This is a genomic window from Acidovorax sp. GW835-FHT14B10 (assembly GCF_058793725.1).
On the sequence record NZ_JBXAGC010000004.1, the window covers coordinates 121,009 to 137,412 of the forward strand.

Genomic DNA, 16,404 nt, shown 5'->3' on the forward strand with positions numbered 1-16,404 from the left:
CGCATTCCGGTCAGCGTTGGCGCCACACGGCCCGTGCGCCGGAGTGGCCCAGGCTTTCCATGACCGACTGCGTGTGCGCGCCCGGCGCGCAGGCCTCACCTGGCGCATAGGCTGCGCCACCGAAGCGCGGCGCAGGAGCGGCCTGCAGCACACCCTGGCGTTCGGCGTACACGCCACGTGCCTGCATGTGTGGATGCCCTGCGGCCTCCACGGGGCTGAGCACGGCACCAAAGCAGGCGTCGGTGGGCTCCAGCAGGGCCTGCCAGTGCGCACGCGGCTGGGCCAGGAACAGGGCGGCCAGCCGCGCGCGGCGCGCGGGCCAGGCCGCCTTGTCCCACTGCGGACCGGTGAAATCCGGGTCGCCTGCCAGTCCCAGGACCTCCAGCAGCAAGGCATGGAACTGCGGCTCGATGGCGCCCACGGTGATGTGGTGGCCGTCGGCGCAGACGTAGGTGTCATAGAACGGCGCGCTGTCGTGGATGCTCTGGCCACGCACATCGGCCACCAGGCCGCTCTGGCGCGCGCTGAGCATCAGGTTGAGCATATGGGCTGCGCCGTCCACGATGGCGGCATCCACCACCGTGCCGCGGCCCGTGGCGCGCGCCTGCACGATGCCCGACAGCAGGCCCGTCATCAGGTACAGGGCGCCGCCGCCGATGTCGCCCAGCACGGCGAAGGGCGACACGGGCCGCGCGTCCGCCGGGCTGCAGCCCCACAGCGCGCCGCTGACGGCGGCGTAGTTGGTGTCGTGCCCGGCGCGCGGTGCCAGCGGCCCGCTCTGGCCCCAGCCGGTCATGCGCCCATACACCAGGCGGGGGTTGACCGCCAGGCACTCCTCGGGCCCCAGGCCCAGGCGCTCCATCACGCCGGGGCGCATGCCTTCGATGAGCGCATCGGCCTCGGCCACCAGCGCCAGCACCAGCTGGCGGCCTTCCTCGGTCTTGAGATCGGCGAACACCGAGCGCTTGCCACGGTTGAGCAGCGCGCCGGTGGTCTCGCGGCCCTTCGTCTCGCGCACCACGGAGATCACGTCTGCACCCAGGTCGGCGAGGTGCATCGCACAAAATGGCCCCGGCCCCAGGCCGCCAATCTCCAGCACGCGTACGTTGTCCAGTACCTTCACGGTGTCTCCTTGGTGGGTGTTGTGGGTTGCTTTGGACCGCATCAGGTCAGGCCCGATGTCCCGAGCACGCTCTCCACCGAGCGCACCAGCGTGCGCAGGCGCGGTCCCAGGTCTGTCTCCAGCCGGGTGTATATGGGGCTGAACACCGGCACCGAGACCGCGAACACCCAGAGTTCGCCGTCTTGCGGCTGCGACATGGGCACGGCGATGGATTCGATCTCGCGGTGCAGGTCGCCATGGCTGCGGCAAAAGCCGTGGCGGGCCAAGTCGTCGCGCGCGTCCGCCAGGCGTTGCTCCAGCCAGGCGGCGCGCTGCGGGTCTTTGTGCTGCAGGTCCTGCAGGTAGGCCTGGCGATCGTCCTCTGCCATGCCCAGCAGGTAGGCACGGCCCGTGGCCGTGCGCGAGAGCGATGTGGACACGCCGATTTCCTGGCGGAACACCGTGTTGCCCATGCCGTTGGCCAGCTCCACCAGGCACAGCTCGCGCCGGTGGCCCACGGCCAGCTGCACCTGCCCCTCGGTCAGGTCGGCCAGCGCCTGCATGTGCGGCCGGGCGAACTGGCGCAGGGCCATGCGCGTGAGCACGGGCGAGGCCAGCTGCAGCAGGCCCAGGCCCGGCACGTACTTGGACAGGCGCTCCGAGTAGCGCAGCAAACCCAGCTCGCACAGCGTGTCCGTCAGGCGAAACAGCGTGGGCTTGGGCAGGCCGGTCAGGTCCATCAGCTCCTTGGCGCTGAGTTCCTGGCATTTGTTGGAAAAGCACCGCAATATGGAAACGCCACGCACCAGGGCGTTGACCAGTTTGCCGTCCGGATCTGCGTTCACGTTCACATGGACCTCAAAAACTCAAAAAAACCAGAGATTTTCGCCTGTTTCAACATCAGGCCTGCGGCCACTGGAAGGGCATGGGTCGTTTTTCCAGGAAGCAACGCACAGCGTCCCGGTGCTCGGGCGTGCCCATGGCCAGGGCCTGGGCGTTGGCCTCCTGCTCCAGCAGCGAGGGCAGGTCGGTGGCGGCCAGCGCGAGCGAGCGCTTGATGAGGCTCAGCGCCACGGGCGATGCGCCCACGAAGCTGCGCGCAATCGCCTGGGCGCGGTCCTGCAGCGCGTCGGGCGCGGCCAGCTCGGTGGCAATGCCCAGCCGCAGCGCCTCCTCGGCCAAGACCTCGCGGCCCGACAGCATCAGCTCGCGCGCACGCTGCACGCCGACCACGCGCGGCAGGGTGTAAAACGCCGCGCAGTCCGGCACCACGCCGACGCGGATGAACGACATGGCAAAGCGCGCCCGGGTGCTGGCGATGATGAAGTCCGCCGCCAGCGCCAGGCTGAAGCCCGCGCCATAGGCCGCACCGTCCACGGCGGCGACCACCGGCTTGTCCAGCAGCATCAGGTCCTTGAGCCAATCGTGCAGGCTAGAGAGGCGCCGGCGCCAGCCGCCGTTGTCCAGCCCGCTGGCCGCGATGTTGCCCAGGTCGCCGCCCGAGCAGAAATGCGCGCCCGCGCCCGTCAGCACCAGGGCGCGGATGGCGGGGTCGGCCTGCACCTGGCGCACCACCTCGGCCATCTCCACGCGCATGGCGGGGTCGAAGGCGTTGCGCTTGTCGGGGTTGTTGAAGGTCAGCGTGGCCACGCCGTCCTGCACGTCGAAAACGATGCGTTCGTAGGTGCGGGTCATGCCGCGCTCCGGGGCGTGTAGGACGCGCGCATGTCGCGCCCGCCGCGCAGCGACGAGCCGCCATCCACGGGAATCACCGCACCCGTCACGTAGCCCGCCTGTGGTGACGACAGGAACAGCGCCATGTGGGCGATGTCGTCGAGCGTGCCCATGCGTTGCAGCGGCACGGTGGCCACGGCGTTGGCCAGCGCCTCGGGTGTGGGCGCGAGGCGCCGCATGCCCTCGGTATCGCCAATCGGGCCGGGGGCGATCGCGTTCACGCGCACGCCCACCTCGCCCCATTCCATGGCCAGCACGCGCGTCATCATGTCGATGCCGGCCTTGGCCGCGCAGGCATGCACCTGGTACATGGTGGGGTTGACGCCCTGGGGCGCCGAGATGTTGATGACGCTGGCGCCCGGTTTTTTGAGCATCGGGTAGGCCAGGCGCAGCACGTGGAAGGTGCCGTTCAGGTCGATGTCGATCACGGTCTTGAAACCGTTGGGCGACAGATCGGCCGCGGGCGCGATGAAGTTGCCCGCTGCGCCGGAGACCAGCACATCAATGTCGCCAAAGCGCTCATGCGCCTGGCGCAGCGCCGCCTCCACCGCGGCCGGGTCGCGCACGTCGGCGCTGATGCCCAGCGCCTGCGCGCCCAGGGCCGTGAGTCCTTCGGCGGCCTGCTGTACCTTGTCGGGCGAGCGGCTGATCACGGTGACATGGGCACCCGCGCGCGCAAACGCCTGGGCAATGCCCAGATTGATGCCGCTGGTGCCGCCGGCGACAAACACATGGCGGCCGGCAAAGGAGGGAGATTCAGACATGGGTGGCTTCTTTCTGCGCCGCCTCTTGCAGCGGGCGCCATGGATTTTTCGGTTGCGGGGACTGGGGTCAGGGATCAACGACGCCGCCCCGGCGCGGCGCCCTGAGGGGGTTTCAAAAAGGGGGGGCATGGCGCTAACCCACCTGCCGCGCCTGCCCGTCCCAAAAGCGGGCGCGCAGGGCTTTCTTGTCGATCTTGCCCAGGGGGGTCACGGGCAGCGCCTGCTCCAGCCACAGTTGCTTGGGCGTGTGCAGCGCGCCCTTGCGCTCATGCACGAAGTCCATCAGCGCCTGGGGCTCGGCGCTGGCGCCGGGCTTGAGCACCACCAGGGCCACGACCGCCTCGCCCCATTTGGCATCGGGCATGCCGATGACGGCGGATTGCGCCACGGCCGGATGCAGCGCCAGGCAGGCCTCGACCTCGCTGGAATACACATTGAAGCCGCCGGTGATGACCATGTCCTTGGCGCGGTCCACCAGGTATAGGTAGCCATCGGCGTCGCGGCGCGCCATGTCGCCGGTGTGCAGCCAGCCGCCGGCAAAGGCTTCTTCGGTGGCGTCGGAGCGGTTGCGGTAGCCCTCCATCACCAGCGGGCTGCGCACGCACAGCTCGCCCACCTCTCCAGCAGCCACCTCTCGGCCCTGCGCATTGAGCAGCCGCACCTGGTTGCCCGGCAAGGCCTGGCCGCAGGACTGCAGCCGCTCGGGGCGCCCCAGGTCGTGCGCATGCTTGCGCAGGTAGGCGATGGTCATGGGCGCCTCGGCCTGGCCGTAGAGCTGGCCAAAAATGGGCCCGAAGCGTTGCAGCGCCTCGGCCAGCCGCGCCGGCGCCATGGGCGAGGCGCCATACAGCACGTACTGCAGGCTGGAGCGGTCCCACTGGTCCAGACCAGGGTGGTCCAGCAGGCCATAGATTTGCGTGGGCACCAGAAAGGTGGCGGTGATGCGGTGCTGCTGCACGGCCTGCAGGAACGCGTCGGGCGAGTATTTGTCCAGCAGCACCAGCGTGCCGCCGCGCAGCAACGTGGGCAGCACCATGGCGCCACCGGCGTGCGATATCGGCGTGGCGATGAGAAAACGCAACGCCTCGGGCCATTCCCAGCAGGCCAGCTGCTGCAGCAGCATGGTCAGCGTGGTGCGGCTGCGGTGGACCACGCCCTTGGGCCGGCCCGTGGTGCCGCCGGTGTAGGTGATGCGGTAGATGTCATCGGGCTGTGCGGCGATGGGCAGCGCACCGCCATCAAAGGCCAGGCTGGCGGCGATGGCGTCCTCGCCCAGCGCCGAGGGGCCCAGGCCCAGCACCTGGGGCACGATGCCGCGCTCCTTGAGAGCCAGGCCGCGCTCCACATGCTGCGTGCCCACCACCAGCGCGCGGATGTCCGCATCCTGCAGCACGAAGACCTGGTCATCGAGCGCACTCAGGGGATGCAGCGAGGTCTGGCGCAGGCCCAGCCAGGCGCAGGCCATGATGACCACCAAGGCCTCGGGCTGGTTGCCGGCCAGCACCGCCAGGCCGTCCTGGTGCTGCAGCCCGCGCGCTTGCAGGTAGCGCGCCATGGCATGCACGCGCCGCTGCAGTTCGGCGCAGGTCCAGTGGCTGCCATCGGGCAGCACCAGGGCCACGCGTTCGGGGAAGGACTGCAGCGCCGTTTGAAAGACTTCGGCCACCGTGGCGCCGGTGTGCAATGCGCTCATGCTGTGTTCTGCCATCAAGCCGCCTGGTACAGCGTGACCACGCAGGCGCCGCCCAGGCCCAGGTTGTGCTGCAGCGCCAGACGCGCGCCCTCGACCTGGCGCTCGCCGGCCTGGCCGCGCAGCTGCCAGGTCAGTTCGGCGCATTGCGCCAGGCCGGTGGCGCCCAGCGGGTGGCCCTTGGACAGCAGGCCGCCCGAGGGGTTGGTGACCACGCGCCCGCCGTAGGTGTTGTCGCCGTCGAGGATGAATTTCTCGGCCCCGCCCTCGGGGGCCAGGCCCAGGGCTTCGTAGGTGATCAACTCGTTGGCCGTGAAGCAGTCGTGCAGTTCGACCACCTGCACGTCCTCGGGGCCGACGCCGGCGGTCTCATAGACCTGGCGGGCTGCCGCCGCCGACATGTCGTAGCCGACCACGCGGCGCATGTCGCCGCTGTCGAAGGTGCTGGCGGTGTCCGTGGTCATGGCCTGGGCGGCAATGGTGACGCGCCGGTCCAGTCCGTGTTTTTGGGCAAATTCGGCCGAGCACAGCACGGCCGCCGCCGCACCGCAGGTGGGCGGGCAGCATTGGTAGCGCGTGAGCGGACCGAACACCTGCGGCGAGGCCATGACCTCTTCGAGCGTCAGCGTCTGGCGGAACACCGCCAGCGGGTTGCGCGCCGCATGCTGGCGTGCCTTGACCGAGATGCGGCCGAAGGTGTCGGCACGGATGCCATGCTGCTTCATGTAGTCCAGCCCGGCCCCGCCGAAGAACTGCGCTGCGCGCGGCGCTGCCGGGTCCAGCCCCTGGTGGGCGACCATGGTGTCGGCAAAGCGTGCCATGGGCGAGGGACGGTCGTCCCAGGCGCCCTTGAGCGCGCCGGGCTGCATCTGCTCGAAGCCCAGCGCGACGGCGCATTCCACCATGCCGCTCTCTACCGCCTGGCGCGCCAGGTACAGCGCGCTGGAGCCGGTGGCGCAGTTGTTGTTGACATTGAACACCGGGATGCCGGTCAGGCCCACACCGTAGATCGCTGCCTGGCCCGCGGTGGAGTCCCCATAGACATAGCCGACATAGGCCTGCTGCACCTCCGCGTAATCAACGCCCGCATCCTGCAGCGCGAGCTGGGCGGCACGCGCACCCATCACGGGGTAGGGTTCGCTGGCACCGGGCTTGGTGAAGGGGATCATGCCGACACCGGCGACATGGACGGCACGCTGCATAGGGCGCATGGTGGGCTCCTGAAAATCAAGGGTTGTGGTCTGGGGCGAGGTGGGCAAGCTGTTCGCGCAGGCGGTTCTTCAAGATCTTGCCGGTGGGCGACAGCGGCAGCGCGTCCAGCACATGCACCACGCGCGGGCATTTGAAGCCCGACAGTTGCGTGCGGGCATGTTCGCGCAGCGCCTCGGGGGTGCAGGGCTGCTGCGGCCGCAGCACCACGGCGGCATGCACCGCCTCGCCCCATTGCGCATCCGGCACGCCGACCACGGCGCACAGGGCCACGGCGGGGTGGCGCATCAGCGCGGATTCGACCTCCAGCGAGTACACGTTCTCGCCGCCGCTGATGATCATGTCCTTGAGGCGATCGACCAGGTGCACGTGGCCAGCCTCGTCCATCCAGCCGCCGTCGCCGGTGTGCATCCAGCCGTCCTTGAGCACCTGGGCCGTGGCCTCGGGCTGGCGCCAGTAGCCCTGCATCACGCTGGGGCCGCGCACGCAGATTTCGCCCACGTCGCCCAGGGGCAGGGCCTGCCCGTCCGGCCCGGTGATGCGCAGCTCGCTGCCCCAGCTGGCGCGGCCCACGGAAGTCAGGTGCGCCAGGTGCGCGCCATGGTTGGCCAGGGTGTAGGGGCCGTTCAGGCTGGCGCTGGCGGCGGTTTCGGTCATGCCGTAGGCGGTGGCAAATTCGACCTGCGGCAACGCCTGCATGGCACGCAGCAGCAGCGCCTGGGGCATGGGCGCGGCCCCGTGGACGATGCGCTGCAGCGAGGGCAGGCGGGTGGCGTCAAACTCCGGTGCGTCCAGCAGCATCTGCAGCATGCTGGGCACCAGCATGATCTCGCTGACCCCATGCTCGGCAATCGCCTGCAGCACCTGCGCGGGGCGGAACTGGGTTTCGATCACGCAGGTGCTGCCCTGCACGATCTGCCCCACCAGCCGGCCCAGGCCCGCCACATGGAACAGCGGTGTGGCCAGCAGCGAGGTACCGGTGCCGGGCAGCTGCGCCAGCCGGGCCACGGTAGCCGACCACAGGTTGGCGTGCGAGAGCATCACGCCCTTGGGAAAGCCGGTGGTGCCACCGGTAAACAGCACGATGGCCAGCGCATCGCCGCCTTGGCGGCAGTCCTCCATCGGCCGGGCCGCGGCCAGCAGGGCCTCGGTGCTGGCGATGCCGGCATGGGCCGGGTCGGCGCCTGGCCCCAGCAGCAGCACCGGGGTGTGTTCGGGCAGCGCGGGCGCGCCGGGCAGCAGGGCGGCGTCGGCCAGCAGCAGCCGGGGCTGCACATCCTGGAGCGCGTGCTGCATCTCGGCGCGGTTCCAGCGGGTATTGAGCGGGCAGACCACGCCGCCAACCCACCAGATGGCGAGGAAGGCCTCGACGCAATAGTCGCTGTTGTGCGCCAGCAGCGCCACCCGTTCGCCCGGCTGTACGCCCTGGGCGCGCAGCACGCCGGCCAGGCGCGCCACGCGGTTCACCAGCGTGCGCCAGTCCTGGCGGCGCGTACCGCACAGGGTGGCGGTGCGCTGTGGATGCTGCTGCAGCGCGCGGTGCAGGCCTTGGGTCAGGTAGATGGGCATCGAGCGTCGCTCAGCTTGTCAGTCCAGGCGGATCGGCTTGGGCCCCAGCGCCGCCTGCGAGGCCGCTACCCAAGGCTCCCAGCGCTCCCAGGGCGCGGCGTCGGTTCAACGGATGGGGCATGGCGCTGTCTCCTGTCCTTGCTTTTGGTGCAAAACCATTTCCGACGCCTGTCTGCCGGCCGTCAATCGAGCTGCAGCTTCTGGTTGCGGATCAGCTCGCCCCAGTCCTGGCGGTCACGCTCCACCATCTGCGCGAACGGCTCGCTCGCCATGCCGCCGGGCCGGCCGCCGAGTTCGCGGTAACGCTTGACCACGGCCGGGTCCTGCAGCACGGCGATGAGGTTGTCGGTGAGCTTCTTGACGACGGCCAGCGGCGTCTTGGCGGGCACGAAGAAGCCCATCCAGCCCACCTTGTCGAAGTCCTTCATGCCCAGCTCGGTCATGGTGGGCACATCGGGCAGCTCGGGCTCGCGCGTGGCGCCGGTCACGGCCAGGGCGCGCAGCTTGCCGTCCTTGACATGGCCCAGCGAGCCCGTGAGGTTGTCGAACATGAATTGGGTCTCGCCCGCCACGATGGCCAGGGTGGCGGGCGCGGAGCCCTTGTAGGGTATGTGGACCACGTCCACCCCCGCGCTCTGGCGCAGCAGCTCGCCCATCAGGTGCGTGGTCTGGCCCACGCCCGCGGACGAGAAGGCGAGCTTGCCCGGCGCGCGCTTGGCGGCGGCGACGAGTTCTTTCAGGCTCTTGATGGGCGACTTTACCGGCACCACCAGCACGTTGGCGAACGAGATCATGTCGGTCAGCGCGATGAAATCCTCGGCCTTGTAGGGGAGCTTCTGGTAGGCGGTGTAGTTGATGGCGTTGGAGCCGGTGTTGCCCACCAGCACGGTGTAGCCGTCCGCAGGAGCGCGCGCCACGAGGCTGCTGCCCAGCGAGCCGCCCGCGCCGGGCTTGTTGTCCACCACGATGGGCTGGCCCAGCCGCTCGCTGAGCTTTTGCGCCATGAAGCGCACGGGCGTGTCGGTGGTTCCGCCCGCCGCACCGGGTACGACGAAGGTGATGGGGCGCGTGGGCCAGGCGGCATCGGCCCGTGCGGGCTGCGAGGCACTGAGGGCGGCCAGGCCCAGCAGGGCGCTGGCGCCTGCCAGGCGCAGCGCGTGGCGGCGATGGGGGAATGGCATGGTCTTGTCTCCTGGGGTTATCGCGGCACTGCGGCCGCTTTTTCGCTATTAATTAGCTAGCTATTTGCGCTGGATGGACGGGCTTCAACGCCTCTTTTTCCATCAAACGCCCTTCCAGACCGGCGCGCGCTTCTCGGCGAAGGCCGCGGCGCCCTCGCGCGCGTCCAGCGAGGCGAACACCGGCGCGGTGATGACGGCCTGGCGCTCGAACATCTCGGCCTGCGGCCAGTCGGCCGACTCCTGCGCCACGCGCTTGCTGGCGATCAGCGCCAGCGGGCCGTTGGCGGCTACGGCCTGCGCCAGTTCCAGGGCAGCGTCCAGCGCCTGGCCTTGCTCGACCAGGCGGTTGACCAGACCGTGGGCCTGGGCCCGCTCGGCGCTGAACATGTCGCCGGTGAGGATGCATTCCATGGCCACGTGGTAGGGCAGGCGCTTGGGCAGGCGCAGCAGCCCGCCGGCCGCGGCGGCCAGGCCGCGCTTGACCTCGGGCAGGCCGAACTTGGCCGTCTTGGCGGCAACGATCAGGTCGCAGGCCAGCACGGTTTCAAAGCCGCCGGCCAGGGCATAGCCCTCCACGGCGGCAATCAGCGGCTTGCGCGGCGGCTGTTGCGTGAGACCCAGGAACCCCCGGCCCGGCAGGCTGGGGCGCTTGCCCTGCAGAAAGCCCTTGAGGTCCATGCCCGCGCAGAACGTGCCGCCCGCGCCGGTGATGACGCCCACCTGCAGCGTCGGATTGCGATCCAGTTCGTCCAGCGCCGCCGCCATGGCCTCGGCCATCTCCAGCGTGGCGGCGTTGCGCGCCTCGGGATTGCTGAGCGTCATGACCAGCACGTTGCCGCGCACTTCAACCAGTACCGTGGATGCCATAAAAAAGTTCTTTCAGTTCTTGATCGCGTCGCATGGCCCACACTGCATGAAACCGGCGCGACTTGAGGTCAGGGCCGCCAAGCAAGGGCCGCCCCGCAGCGAGGGCTGCGTCCCCCCGCCCGCGTAGCGCAGCGAAGCGAGAGCGGGGGGAAGCGGCGCAGCCGCTCAGGGGGGGTGTCCTAATTACCTGGGCTGCATCCGAATGGCCCCATCCAGGCGAATCGTCTCGCCGTTCAGCATGGGGTTCTCCAGGATGTGCAGCGCGGTCATCGCGTACTCGCTGGGGTGGCCCAGGCGCGCGGGGTTGGGCACCGATGCGCCCAGCGACTGGCGCACGTTCTCGGGCAGCTTGGCCAGGATGGGCGTGTCGAACAGGCCGGGGGCGATGGTGCACACGCGGATGAACTTGGAGGCCAGGTCGCGCGCGGCCACGATGGTCATGCCGATCACGCCGGCCTTGGACGATGCGTAGGGAATCTGGCCGATCTGCCCCTCGTAGCCCGCCACCGAGGCGGTGAGCACGCACACGCCGCGCTCGCCGTCGATCGGCTCGTTCTTGGCCATGGCGACGGCCGCCAGGCGCAGCGTGTTGAAGCTGCCGATCTGGTTCACGCGGATGATGTTGGTGTACTTCTCCAGCGAACCGGGGCTGCCGTCCTTCTCGATCAGGCGCACCGGGCCGCCAATGCCCGCGCAGTGCACCAGCGCGCGGAAGTTGCCGAACGCCTCGGCCGCGGCGATGGCCTGGGCCATCTGGTCGGCGTCGGACACGTCGGCCTTCACGTAGCGCAGGCGGCCGGCGTACTTTTGTTCCATCGCAGCGCCGCGCTCGTCGTTCAGGTCCACGGCCACCACGTTCAGGCCGCGCTCCAGCAGTGCGACGGCCGAGGCTTCACCCAGGCCCGAGACGCCGCCGGTGACGAGGGCGGTCATTCCTTGTGTCAGTTTCATATTTCTTTCCCTTTTGGACTTTGGCACTTACGCATAAAGCGCTAGCAGCGATTGAATTGATAGTTAAAGGCGTTCAATGATCGTGGCGTTGGCCATGCCGCCGGCTTCGCACATGGACTGCAGGCCGTAGCGCTGACCGCTGTCTTCCAGGGCGTGCAGCATGGTGGTCATGAGGCGGATGCCCGAGGCGCCCAGCGGGTGGCCCAGGGCGATGGCGCCGCCGCGCGGGTTCAGGCGCTCGCCGTCGGCCTTCAGCTCTTTTTGCCAGGCCATGGGCACCGAGGCAAAGGCCTCGTTGATCTCGTAGTGCTGGATGTCGTCGAGCTTCATGCCGGCCTTCGCCAGCACGCGCTGCGTGGCGGGGATGGGGGCGGTGAGCATGTACAGCGGGTCGTCGCCCACCACGTCAAACGCCACGAAGCGCGCACGCGGGGTGAGGCCCAGCTGCAGCGCGCGCTCCTCGCTCATGATCAGCATGGCGCTGGCGCCGTCGGTCATCTGCGAGGCGTTGCCGGCCGTGGTGGCCCACTGGATCTGCGGGAAGCGCGCCGACAGCTCCTCGCTCTGGAACACGGCCTTGAGGCCGGCCAGCTTTTCCACCGTGGTGCCGGGGCGGATGGTTTCGTCGGCCATGGCGCGGCCGGCAGGCGTGTCGATGCCCACGATCTCGCGGGCAAAGCCACCGCCCGACTGCGCGGCATGGGCGCGCTGGTGCGAGCGTGCGGCGTAGGCGTCCAGCTCGGTGCGGCTGAGGCCCCACTTGGCGGCCACCAGGTCGGCCGACACGCCCTGGCCCACCAGGCCGGGTGCGAAGCGTGCATCGAAGCGCGGGCCGGTGGTGTTCTGCCCCATGCGCGAGCTGCCCATGGGCACGCGGCTCATCGATTCCACGCCGCAGGCGATCACGATGTCCTGCGTGCCGGCCATGATGGCCTGCGCCGCGAAGTGCACGGCCTGCTGGCTGGAGCCGCACTTGCGGTCGATGGTAGTGGAGGGTACGTGCGCCGGCAGGCCGGCGGCCAGCCAGGCCAGGCGCCCGGGCGTGCCTGCCTGCTCGCCCGCCTGGCTGACGCAGCCGCAGATCACGTCGTCCACCTGGCCGGGGTCGATCTTGTTGCGGGCAACCAGCTGCTCCAGTACCTGGGAGAGCAAGTCCACGGGATGCAGCTGGGCCAGTGCGCCATCGGGCTTGGCCCGGGCCATGGGGCTGCGAATGGCATCGACGATAACGGGATTTTTCATGCTCACTCCATGTGTTTATGAGACTGATGATCCATTAAAAATGATTTTGCACGGGTTAGTTTGTGCTGAAGACCGTGTTTACCCGGTATGGATTGCCCATGCGTCCTGAAAAAATTCACCAACAAATCGTTTTTGTGAGACAGGCATTTCGCTTTTCAGTGGATTTCTCCACCGCGACGGCCTGCCAAGGAGCAACAGGTGACAGACATGCAGGATTTTTTTGCCGCCGGGCCGCCCCAAGGCAAAAAGCGGCCCCCTCGGGGGGAAGCGACCCGCGCAGCGGTGGAGCGTGGGGGCTTTTTCAGCCGCGCGGCGACGGCTCCCGAGCGGGTGGTACTGGTCATGGCCGAAACCGGTGCACGCTACACCGCTGGCGAAGTGGCCCGCAGCGCCTTGCAGATGGCGCAGTGGCTCCATGCCCAGGGGCTGCAGGCAGGCGAGCGTTTCGCGGTGGTGCTGGAAAACCGCGTCGAGATCCTGGCCTTGGCCCTGGCCGCTAGGCAGGCGGGCCTGTATGCCGCCGTGCTCAGCACCCACCTGACGCCGGCCGAGGTGGCCTACATCGTGCAGGACTGCGGCGCGCGGCTGGTGGTGGTATCGCACAAGACCCTGCCCCAGCTCGCCGAACTGCAGGCCGCCCACCCCCTGCCTTGCTGGACGGTGGACGAAGCCACGCCGCAGGCGCCTTCGCTGCCGGCCGCGCTGCAGGCCCTGCAAGGCCCGCCGGCAGACTTTGCCGACCGCCCGCTGGGCCGCGACCTGCTGTATTCCTCGGGCACCACGGGCCGGCCCAAGGGCGTGCTCAAGCCACTGTGGCCCGCCGCGCTGCGCGGCCAGGTCGACCCCGAGGCGTTGGGAACCGCCCGCATCATGGGCATGGACGAGCACACCGTCTATCTGTCGCCCGCGCCGCTGTACCACGCCGCGCCGCTGCGCTACACGCTGCGCGTGCTCGAACTCGGCGGGCAGGCCGTGGTCATGGAGCGTTTTGACGCCGAGACCGCCCTGGCGCTGATCGAGCGCCATCGCGTTACCCACAGCCAGTGGGTGCCCACCATGTTCGGCCGCATGCTCAAGCTGCCCGAAGAGGTGCGCCGGCGCTACGACCTGTCCAGCCACCGCGTGGCCATCCATGCCGCCGCGCCCTGTCCGGTGGATGTGAAGCGCGCCATGCTCGACTGGTGGGGCGACATCCTGATGGAGTACTACGCGGGTTCCGAGGGCTGCGGCACCACCATGATCAATTCAAACGAGTGGCGCCAGCGCCCCGGCTCGGTGGGCCGGCCCACCACGGGGCAGCTGCACATCGTGGATGACGACGGCCGGGAGCTGCCGGCGGGCGAGATCGGCCAGGTGTACTTCTCCGGTGGCGGGCAGTTCAGCTACCTCAACGACCCCGAGAAAACCCGCCAGGCCATCAACGAGCGCGGCTGGATCACCTATGGCGACATCGGCCATGTGGATGCCGAGGGCTACCTTTACCTGAGCGACCGCCGGGCGGACCTGATCCTCTCGGGCGGCGTCAACTTGTACCCGCAGGAGATCGAGAACGCGCTGGCGCGCCACTGTGGAGTGCAGGAGGTGGCCGTGGTCGGCGTGCCCCATCCCGACTTTGGCGAGGTGCCGCTGGCAGCCGTGGTGCTGCGTCCGGGCGCCGAGGGCTCGCCCGCCACGGCCCGCGCCATCGCCGAGCAGGCCGCCGAGGTGCTGGCGCGCATGAAGCTGCCGCAGCGCGTGGTGTTTGTCGATGCCCTGCCGCGCCTGGAGACCGGCAAGCTGCTGCGCCGCCAGCTCAAGGAGCGCTTTCGCAATGAGCCGCAGGCGGGCTTTGCCCTGCGCGACTCCTGAAACCATGGCTGCAAGCGCTGGATAAAACTGCGCTAGAGCCGAATTCGACCATTATTTTTACCGTGAGACCGCGACCATGCAAGACCTGATCCAGCGCACCGTTTACCGTGAAGACCATGAACAGTTCCGTGACGCGGTGCGTCACTTCTTCGACAAGGAAATCGTGCCGCACCTGGCCGAGTGGGAGCGCAACGGCATCGTGCCCAAGGAAGTGTGGCGCAAGGCCGGACGCGAGGGCCTGCTCAACACCATGCTGCCCGAGCCCTACGGCAGCGGCGGCGACTTCGGCCATGCGGCGGTGCTGATCGAGGAAGTGGGCCGTACCAACGCCACGGCGCTGGGTTTCCCGCTGCACTCGGACATCGTTGCGCCCTACATCTACGCCTACGGCAACCAGGAGCAGCATGACCGCTGGCTGCCCAAGATGGCCGCCGGTGAAATGATCGGCGCCATCGCCATGACCGAGCCCGGCGCGGGCAGCGACTTGAAGTCGGTGCGCACCACCGCCAAGCGCGATGGCGACCACTACGTCCTCAACGGCGCCAAGACTTTCATCACCAACGGCATCAATTCCGGGATCGTGATCGTGGTCTGCAAGACCGCGCCCGAGCTGGGCGCCAAGGGCGTGTCGCTGATCGTGGTGGAGGAGGGCACGCCAGGCTTCAGCAAAGGCCGCAAGCTCGAAAAAATCGGCCTGATGGGGCAAGACACCTCCGAGCTGTTCTTTGACAACGTCAAGGTGCCCGTGGGCAACCTGCTGGGCGAAGAGAACATGGGCTTCAAGTACCTGATGCAGGAGCTGGCCCAGGAGCGCCTGGTGGTCGCGGTGCGCGCGGCCAGCAGCATCGAGTCCTTCCTGCAGAAAACCATAGCCTACACGCGCGAGCGCAAGGCCTTCGGCCAGACCGTGTTCGAGTTCCAGAACACGCGCTTCAAGCTGGCCGAGGCCAAGGCCCAGGCCACCATGCTGCGCACCTTCGTGGACGAATGCATGAAGCTGCACATGCGGCGCTTGCTGACGCCCGAGCGCGCCGCCATGGTCAAGCTCAATGCCACGGCGCTGCAGAACAAGCTGCTCGACGAGTTCCTGCAGCTGCACGGCGGCTACGGCTACATGACCGAGTACCAGGTGGGCCGCGCCTGGACCGACGCGCGCATTGGCCGCATCTATGGCGGCAGCGACGAGATCATGAAGGAAATCATCGCCCGCACTCTGTAGTTCCAGTGATTTCACACACCACATTCAAGGAGACAACACCATGGCATTCACCCGGCGCAAGACCCTGACCCAATGGCTGCCCCTGATCGCGCTGGCCGCCACCTGCGGCGTTGGCGGCGTACAGGCGCAGGACCCGTACCCGAGCAAACCCATTCGCGTCGTCGTGCCTTACCCGGCCGGCGGCGGCACCGACACCATTGCCCGCCTGATCGGCCTGCAGCTCTCCCAGCGATGGGGTCAGCCCGTGGTGGTGGAGAACAAGCCCGGCGCCAGCGGCATCCTGGGCAACGACATCGTGGCCAAGGCGCCCGGCGACGGCTACACCGTGCTGATGGGCATCACCGCCGTGGTGCAGATCCCGGCGCTGTACAAGAAGGTGCCCTACAAGCTCGGTGACCTGGCGCCGGTGTCGCAGATCGCCAAATCGGCCGACCTGCTGATGGTGCCGCGCAGCACGGGCGTGACCACGCTGCAGCAGTTCGTGGACAAGGCCAAGGCGGCACCCGGCACGCTGAACTTCGGCAGCTACGGCAACGCCACCTCGTCGCACATGAACGGCGAGCGCTTCAAACAGAAGGCCGGCATCGACATCGCCCACATCCCCTACCAGGGCTCGGGGCCGGAAGTGGCGGCCCTGCTGGGCGGGCAGCTGACGCTGGCCTTCGTCGATGCCACGGCGGCCTACCCGCACATCAGGTCGGACAAGGTCAACATCCTGGCCGTCACCGGCGCCCAGCGCCACCCCGCGCTGCCGCAGGTGCCTACCATGACCGAGTCCGGCTACCCCGGCCTGGAGGCCAATGGCTGGTTCGGCATGTTCGTGCCTGCTGCCACCCCCAAGGCCATCGTGGACAAGCTGGGTGTTGAGGTGGCGGCCATCGTCAAATCGCCCGAGCTGCACAAGCGCCTGACCGACATGGGGCTGATTGCCGTGGGCTCGCTGCCCGATGAGTTCAAGCCCGTGGTGGAAAAAGACGCAGCCCACTGGAAGGCCGTCGCCGAGTCGGCCAAGATTTCCATGGACTGAC

14 protein-coding genes are annotated in these 16,404 nt (G+C 68.7%); 3 read left to right on the top strand and 11 right to left on the bottom strand.

Translation table 11 applies throughout. The annotated features are described in order from the left end of the window. Positions 1-10: 10 nt before the first annotated feature. From AC1Q5S_RS05220 to AC1Q5S_RS05270, 11 genes are all read right to left on the bottom strand, one after another. Entirely contained in the window at positions 11-1,123 is a 1,113-nt protein-coding gene (locus tag AC1Q5S_RS05220; RefSeq protein WP_492238446.1) for a CaiB/BaiF CoA transferase family protein, read from the bottom strand. 41 nt (positions 1,124-1,164) lie between these two features. Beyond that, the gene (locus tag AC1Q5S_RS05225; protein ID WP_422204539.1) at positions 1,165-1,953 is read right to left on the bottom strand and encodes an IclR family transcriptional regulator; all 789 of its coding nucleotides are present in this window, start codon (positions 1,951-1,953) and stop codon (positions 1,165-1,167) included. A 49-nt stretch (positions 1,954-2,002) separates the two neighbouring features. After that, positions 2,003-2,797: an enoyl-CoA hydratase/isomerase family protein gene (locus AC1Q5S_RS05230; RefSeq protein ID WP_303832724.1), complete on the bottom strand. Its 795-nt coding sequence runs from the start codon at positions 2,795-2,797 to the stop codon at positions 2,003-2,005. Further along, positions 2,794-3,600, bottom strand: coding sequence for an SDR family oxidoreductase (locus tag AC1Q5S_RS05235; RefSeq protein ID WP_303832722.1), 807 nt, complete (start codon positions 3,598-3,600; stop codon positions 2,794-2,796). The genes AC1Q5S_RS05230 and AC1Q5S_RS05235 overlap by 4 nt, the downstream gene beginning before the upstream one ends. 133 nt (positions 3,601-3,733) lie before the next feature. Beyond that, positions 3,734-5,293, bottom strand: coding sequence for an AMP-binding protein (locus AC1Q5S_RS05240; protein ID WP_492238447.1), 1,560 nt, complete (start codon positions 5,291-5,293; stop codon positions 3,734-3,736). A 14-nt stretch (positions 5,294-5,307) separates the two neighbouring features. Continuing rightward, positions 5,308-6,492, bottom strand: coding sequence for a lipid-transfer protein (locus AC1Q5S_RS05245; RefSeq protein ID WP_303832815.1), 1,185 nt, complete (start codon positions 6,490-6,492; stop codon positions 5,308-5,310). Between the two features lie 25 nt (positions 6,493-6,517). Further along, positions 6,518-8,068: a class I adenylate-forming enzyme family protein gene (locus AC1Q5S_RS05250; RefSeq protein ID WP_303832718.1), complete on the bottom strand. Its 1,551-nt coding sequence runs from the start codon at positions 8,066-8,068 to the stop codon at positions 6,518-6,520. A 182-nt stretch (positions 8,069-8,250) separates the two neighbouring features. Next, positions 8,251-9,249, bottom strand: coding sequence for a Bug family tripartite tricarboxylate transporter substrate binding protein (locus tag AC1Q5S_RS05255; RefSeq protein WP_303832716.1), 999 nt, complete (start codon positions 9,247-9,249; stop codon positions 8,251-8,253). A 102-nt stretch (positions 9,250-9,351) separates the two neighbouring features. Next, on the bottom strand, positions 9,352-10,116 hold the full coding sequence (locus AC1Q5S_RS05260; RefSeq protein WP_303832714.1) for a crotonase/enoyl-CoA hydratase family protein: 765 nt from the start codon (positions 10,114-10,116) through the stop codon (positions 9,352-9,354). Between the two features lie 183 nt (positions 10,117-10,299). Further along, positions 10,300-11,067 (bottom strand): SDR family NAD(P)-dependent oxidoreductase, encoded by a 768-nt coding sequence (locus tag AC1Q5S_RS05265; protein ID WP_303832713.1) that lies wholly within the window; start codon positions 11,065-11,067, stop codon positions 10,300-10,302. A 63-nt stretch (positions 11,068-11,130) separates the two neighbouring features. Beyond that, a complete protein-coding gene (locus AC1Q5S_RS05270; RefSeq protein ID WP_303832712.1) occupies positions 11,131-12,309 on the bottom strand; it encodes a thiolase family protein in 1,179 nt (392 codons plus the stop codon). A gap of 207 nt (positions 12,310-12,516) precedes the next feature. Between AC1Q5S_RS05270 and AC1Q5S_RS05275 the strand changes: the two genes are divergently transcribed. The 3 genes from AC1Q5S_RS05275 (at position 12,517) to AC1Q5S_RS05285 (ending at position 16,403) form a co-directional block, all read left to right on the top strand. Further along, positions 12,517-14,157, top strand: a complete 1,641-nt coding sequence (locus AC1Q5S_RS05275) for an AMP-binding protein (protein ID WP_492238448.1) — start codon at positions 12,517-12,519, stop codon at positions 14,155-14,157. 76 nt (positions 14,158-14,233) lie between these two features. Further along, the gene (locus AC1Q5S_RS05280; protein ID WP_303832710.1) at positions 14,234-15,376 is read left to right on the top strand and encodes an acyl-CoA dehydrogenase family protein; all 1,143 of its coding nucleotides are present in this window, start codon (positions 14,234-14,236) and stop codon (positions 15,374-15,376) included. A 40-nt stretch (positions 15,377-15,416) separates the two neighbouring features. Further along, a complete protein-coding gene (locus tag AC1Q5S_RS05285) occupies positions 15,417-16,403 on the top strand; it encodes a Bug family tripartite tricarboxylate transporter substrate binding protein (protein WP_303832707.1) in 987 nt (328 codons plus the stop codon). The last annotated feature ends 1 nt before the right edge of the window (position 16,404 follow it).